Annotated in this window: 3 protein-coding genes and 2 pseudogenes; 2 read left to right on the plus strand and 3 right to left on the minus strand. The window is 57.1% G+C overall.

Translation table 11 applies throughout. From position 1 onward, the window contains the following. Nucleotides 1-232 precede the first annotated feature (232 nt). Together ABIB00_RS39305 and trpD are read left to right on the plus strand one after the other, a co-directional pair. Nucleotides 233-299, plus strand: a pseudogene (locus ABIB00_RS39305) (ATP-binding protein); the annotation flags it as partial. A 755-nt stretch (nucleotides 300-1,054) separates the two neighbouring features. Next, a pseudogene (gene trpD, locus ABIB00_RS38765) lies at nucleotides 1,055-2,064 on the plus strand (anthranilate phosphoribosyltransferase). Between the two features lie 669 nt (nucleotides 2,065-2,733). Here the strand turns inward: trpD and ABIB00_RS38770 are convergent. The 3 genes from ABIB00_RS38770 to ABIB00_RS38780 form a co-directional block, all read right to left on the minus strand. Further along, nucleotides 2,734-3,210 (minus strand): Lrp/AsnC family transcriptional regulator, encoded by a 477-nt coding sequence (locus tag ABIB00_RS38770; protein WP_354107981.1) that lies wholly within the window; start codon nucleotides 3,208-3,210, stop codon nucleotides 2,734-2,736. A gap of 476 nt (nucleotides 3,211-3,686) precedes the next feature. After that, a complete protein-coding gene (locus tag ABIB00_RS38775; protein WP_354107982.1) occupies nucleotides 3,687-4,235 on the minus strand; it encodes a hypothetical protein in 549 nt (182 codons plus the stop codon). 152 nt (nucleotides 4,236-4,387) lie between these two features. Further along, a complete protein-coding gene (locus ABIB00_RS38780; protein WP_354107983.1) occupies nucleotides 4,388-4,777 on the minus strand; it encodes a hypothetical protein in 390 nt (129 codons plus the stop codon). Nucleotides 4,778-5,118: the final 341 nt, after the last annotated feature.

Below are 5,118 nucleotides of genomic sequence, written 5' to 3' on the forward strand. Positions count from 1 at the left end.
TGTCGCTCCTTCGGTGGAGAAGTGGAGGCGTCAAGCACCCCCACGATATGCCGCCTTTCCGATTCCCGCCGTCACCAACTTTGGGCGATAGCTCGCTGCCGACCGACGCGAAGAATCTTGCATGGAGGACGTGTTTCGCCTGCGTAGCACCCACATCCAGCATCGCACCGCCATCCTTGCGTGTCTCAGAGCCAAGCAGGCGAGCTTGAGCCACCAGGAGAATTCTACTTTTACGCGCCTACAGGTCGAACATCCCGTGACTGAGATGATCACCGGCATCGATCTTGTCGCCGAACAGGTCTATGCCACAGCGGGCCGAGAACTTGGTTTCGCGTCCGATCGTCTGATTTGATCTCGAGCAAAGAACACTTGCTCCTCTGCAGGTGAACGCCATGGATAGCTTGATTCTTACGCAGCGTCAGGTTGTAAGATTGCAGAGCGGACTGACGTTCAAGCTGACACCGCGCATGCCTCGACGACGCATACGCGGTCCGAGCCGGACCGGTTGCCGAGCTGCATGACGCTACCAATGCCCGTTTCGAATGACGCCTCGCTGTTGAACGCAGAAAACGAAAAAGGGTGAGAATGATTTCATGGGCTCGCAAGTATCGATAACGAGTGACTTAGGATCAGTGCAAACATCCACTAAGCAGACGCTGGCGGTAACGAGCGCCGATGATGCCGGCCGAGACGCGCAAGTTGCGCAGCGCGCTCGAAGGTCAATTATCTCAAAGAGGAGGAGCACCATTTTTGATCGAGACGGCGCGACATAATGCCATATCCGGAGCAACATGTAGTGTAATTGGTCAGGATCTCGAGCTATGCGCCAGCGCCAGCTGGGAGCATCAACGACGAGTAGTCGTGTGTGGCATGGACGTCATCCTGCAACGGTCGAGTTCGGCTCGATCCCACAAAACCGCAACGTTTGTCCGATTATATATCAGCAAAGAACAGCGTGGGTATCCACAACATGGAAGATGGGCTCATCTAGCGGATTGAGGTCGCGCTCGCACGCGGGACTGGCCAATTGGAACGACTAAGCACGTGGAGAGCAATGAACGCCCTCAAATCGATCATTAGCAAAGTTGCTACAGGTGCCACGCTGACCCGCGAGGAGACCGCAACAGCCTTTGAAATCATGATGTCGGCCAGGCGACATCCTCCCAGATCGGAGGATTGTTAATGGGGATGCGGGTACGTGGCGAAACCGTGGAAGAAGTCACCGGCGCAGCCTCGGCCATGCGGAGCAAAATGCTCCGGGTCAGTGCGCCCCCCGATCCCGTCGACATCGTTGGTACGGGCGGTGACGCTTCGGGCTCAATGAACGTGTCCACATGCGCCTCATTCATCGTGGCCGGGGCCGGCGTTCCGGTGGCCAAACATGGCAACCGCGCCGTGTCCTCACTACCAGGCGCTGCTGACGTCTTGGCCCGCCTCGGCGTGAAGGTCGACCTCCCGCCTGTATGCGTTGCTCGTTGTGTGTACGAAGCTGGCATCGGCTTCATGCTTGCGCCGATCCGTCATCGGGCTATGCACCACGTTGCCCGGATCCGAGCGGCACTTGGGACCCGCACGATCTTCAATCTAGTCGGCCCACTCGCAAATCCGGCCGGAGTCAAGCGGCAGATCGTCGGAGTGTTTTCGCGTCGATGGGTGCAGCCCTTGGCGCAAGTGTTAAAGAACCTCGGTGCTGAGTCGGTGTGGGTGGTGCATGGCTCAGATGGACTCGATGAGATCACCCTCACCGGGCCGTCATTTGTTGCCGCGTTAGAGCATGCGATCCGTACCTTCGAAGTCACCCCGGAAGACGCGGGCCTCGCCCGCTGCCACAACGAGGCGCTGAGGGGCGGCAACGCCGATGCCAATGCAATCGCGCTGCAAAGCGTGCTTGACGGCATGCCACGTCCGTACCGCGATGTTGCTCTTCTCAACGCCGCCGCAGCAATGATCGTGGCCGGCCACGTAAGCAGCTTGAGGGACGGCGTCGCCCTTGGGCAAGAATCTCTTAACAGCGGTGCGGCAGCTGCGCGATTGAACCACCTGATCGCGATCTCCAATGCTTGACACGGCCGACTTGGGACATTTTGAACACCAGCATCGAAGCCTACGAGCGCAAAGAGATTGCAGGCGCAAAGCGCGATGTGCCTCTGCCACACGTCGAGGCGCTTACCGCGGTTGCCGGGTCACAGACGCAGCAGCCCCGCTTTCGAACCGACGGGAGCGGGATCCGAAGGCCTCAGATCGCGAAGACCAGTGCGAAGCAGCCTCCCGAGACAATCAGCATAGGCCGCGGCCGAAGCTTAGGTTCTCAATTTTGTGTGCACGCAAGGCGTCAATGGATAAGCAATGACGTCCCCGCGAACGGTAGAAGCGCTCGCATTTATGGCAAAGATAGAACACATTATTCGGAAATTTCGGGCGGTCATCGAAACAGGCAGCTCCATCCCCCAAATCTGCGGAGTACGCTGCACACAACACTCGATAAGCATCTTCTCGCTGCAAAAAAGCAGATCGTCGACGATTCCGGAATCCACTAGGTGCTCTCATGCCGCTAGTGTTAACCTCGGACATTGCTGTTGAGGAGCATGCGCCGAGCCAGATGGAATTGCAGGAACGCGGCCTCATCTGAATCGGACCGCATCGACCCGGGCCCAGAGTGCGAGATGGTCGTTACCGCTCTCACAGCGCGGAAAGCGATTACCAAGATGAGGGCGTTAAGGGTCACGGCGAGGGTCACCAGCATGCCAACGATCCCATTGGTAAAATGAAACCGGCTTTGACTCGGTCCAGAACAACTACAGTCTCGAGGCGCTTTATATCTGGATTTTCATTTATCAAGCGGCGGGTGAAATGCTCGTACTCTTCCATATTATTTGCAGTCACCAACAGGATGAAATCAGCTTGGCCCGTGACGTAAAATCCGCTCATCACCTCCGTCATAGTGCGGATCCCCCGCTTAAAACGATCGATGATGTCAGCGCGATCGCGCTCAAAGAAAATGAGGACCAGCATAGTCTCGTTTCGGCCGATCGCCCTTGGCGAAATGATTGAGACGTCTGATTCTATCACGCCCTCTTTTCGTAGGCGCTTTAGTCGGCGCTGAACTCCTGATGCAGATAGGGCAACTTTTGCGCCGAGTTCTTCACTGCTTAGGCGATTGTTGCGTTGAACGAGATCAAGAATACGAGCATCGATTTTGTCGATTTCCATGGCTGCACTGCGGACTCTCGAGCGCGACCGCCTCCTCCAAGCATGCGAAGTAGTCCCATTGAGCGTCCCGGTCATCTCTAACCTCCTCCCTAGCACCTCTACGAATGTACGTCTTCAGCCGACAATGCGCGCACTGACGACTTGAAGGCTCAAACCTTGTTGGGGACAGCCAACCACCGGTTCCGGTCTTGTGCGCGCCCGGTCGGCTTGCGTCGCCTCCCCTCATTCCAATAAGCCGCTAAGGCTCTTTTTCACGGCGCAATTTGTGAAGGTGAGTTTGTCGCTACCGCACCTCTCTTGACGCCTGGCAGCTGATTGAACGTAGTTCTTTCGGGAGCGGACATGTGGGCGGGTTAGCGTCACCAATGGAGCGCCATTGGATTGACCTCGCGGGCGAGCTAGTGGGGGTGAATTTCCTTCAGGTATATCAGCCGCGCCCGTGGCGGCGCGCAGGCCACACTGCGCAGTTCTCGAAATCAATTAACCACAGGCAGGGCGGCTTCCCGCCTGTGTCCCCTAGTGTGATGATCGATCACTGGAAGCAATAGATCAGGAAGCAGCGCGCCCGGTATCGTCCCGCTCGCACCAGCATCGAGATGTGGCATCATTGTAATGGCTTCCTCTCCGTCGTAGGGGCCGAGGATTGCCTCTCCTCCGGCGCCAGTCAACGTCCGCGGCTTCGCCGCGGCAAACGGCACCTCGATATTGAAATAACTAAAGCGCGGCATCTCCCCGGCAAGGCGCACCAGAAACGACATTGTTAACGTCACGCTACTGAGCAGCGCATTCAGGACCGGGACCCAAATCTTGGCCGCATCTGCGATACGGCCGAAACGATCAGGCCTCGACGGCGCGTCCGCGTTGAGGCTCACGCCGTGGTAGGGCGGCATCAGCATCAGAAGGCTCGCGCCACGCGCGGCCGCATAGCGGGCGCGCTCGATTGCAAATTGCGTCCTGAAATTTTTGCATGCGATCATGACCGCCTTGCGACTACCCACATAAGCCAGGCAGAAATCAACCAACATATCGCACTCCTGCTCCGATAACAGGAACTGCTCGGAACGATGAGCCAGCATGCAGATCGATCGATGCGCTCGTCGATCGTGCATCGCGGCGTTGCCCCTCAAGGGCAAGAACTCCGGTTTCCGTGAAAGCCGATACGACTTGGAAGAGGCGGCTACAGGCGTATTTCCTTGCATTTGGCATGAGCAGGTTTCCAACAAGCAGATGTTCTTGACGCGCAGATGTCTTTGGGCTCGCTCAGGTCATCAAGAACATTCGATGCCTCGAACAGACAATAGGATCCCAGAATGGTCGCAGTGTTCGCCGTCTGCAACCCAAGGCCGAACCGATCATTGGACGTCCAGCCATCTGCTGCGAAGACTTCGTAGTTATTCTTCCAGAGGGTCCACCACAAACTGCAGGCTGCGTCGGTGTAGCTCATGCCATAACCCGCTTCACTTTTCTCTTCCGATGCAGGGCATGAGCAATCCCACGAGATCATTCCGGCCCTGCGGCAGCTTTTGCCGATGAGGTCGGAGCGATAGAACTCTATCCTAGCGGTCATCCGTGGATACCCGGTGTTTTTCGCTCAGCATTTTGGAGATGCCTCGAACTGTCCTGCTTCGACCTTATGAGGCGCGGCCCTGACCCGATCGTGATTATTCCAGATGAGGTCGCATTGGTCGCTGGCCCTGAACTCAGCATCTGGGTAATTTTGGGAAAGTATCCCTTGTAAGACGCAACCGTCTAATTCAACTGCCAACTCAGACCCGTCGGTTCTCGCGTATCCCGACGTGAACGGGATGATTCACCTAGTGGAGCGACTCTAACGCTTGTTTGCCGCGTTTGACAGCGGCGAGGACGCGCTTTGGATCGGCGGTCCATACGAAGGGTTTGGGATCGGCG

It is taken from the genome of Bradyrhizobium sp. LB14.3 (assembly GCF_040547985.1).
Lineage (GTDB): Bacteria > Pseudomonadota > Alphaproteobacteria > Rhizobiales > Xanthobacteraceae > Bradyrhizobium.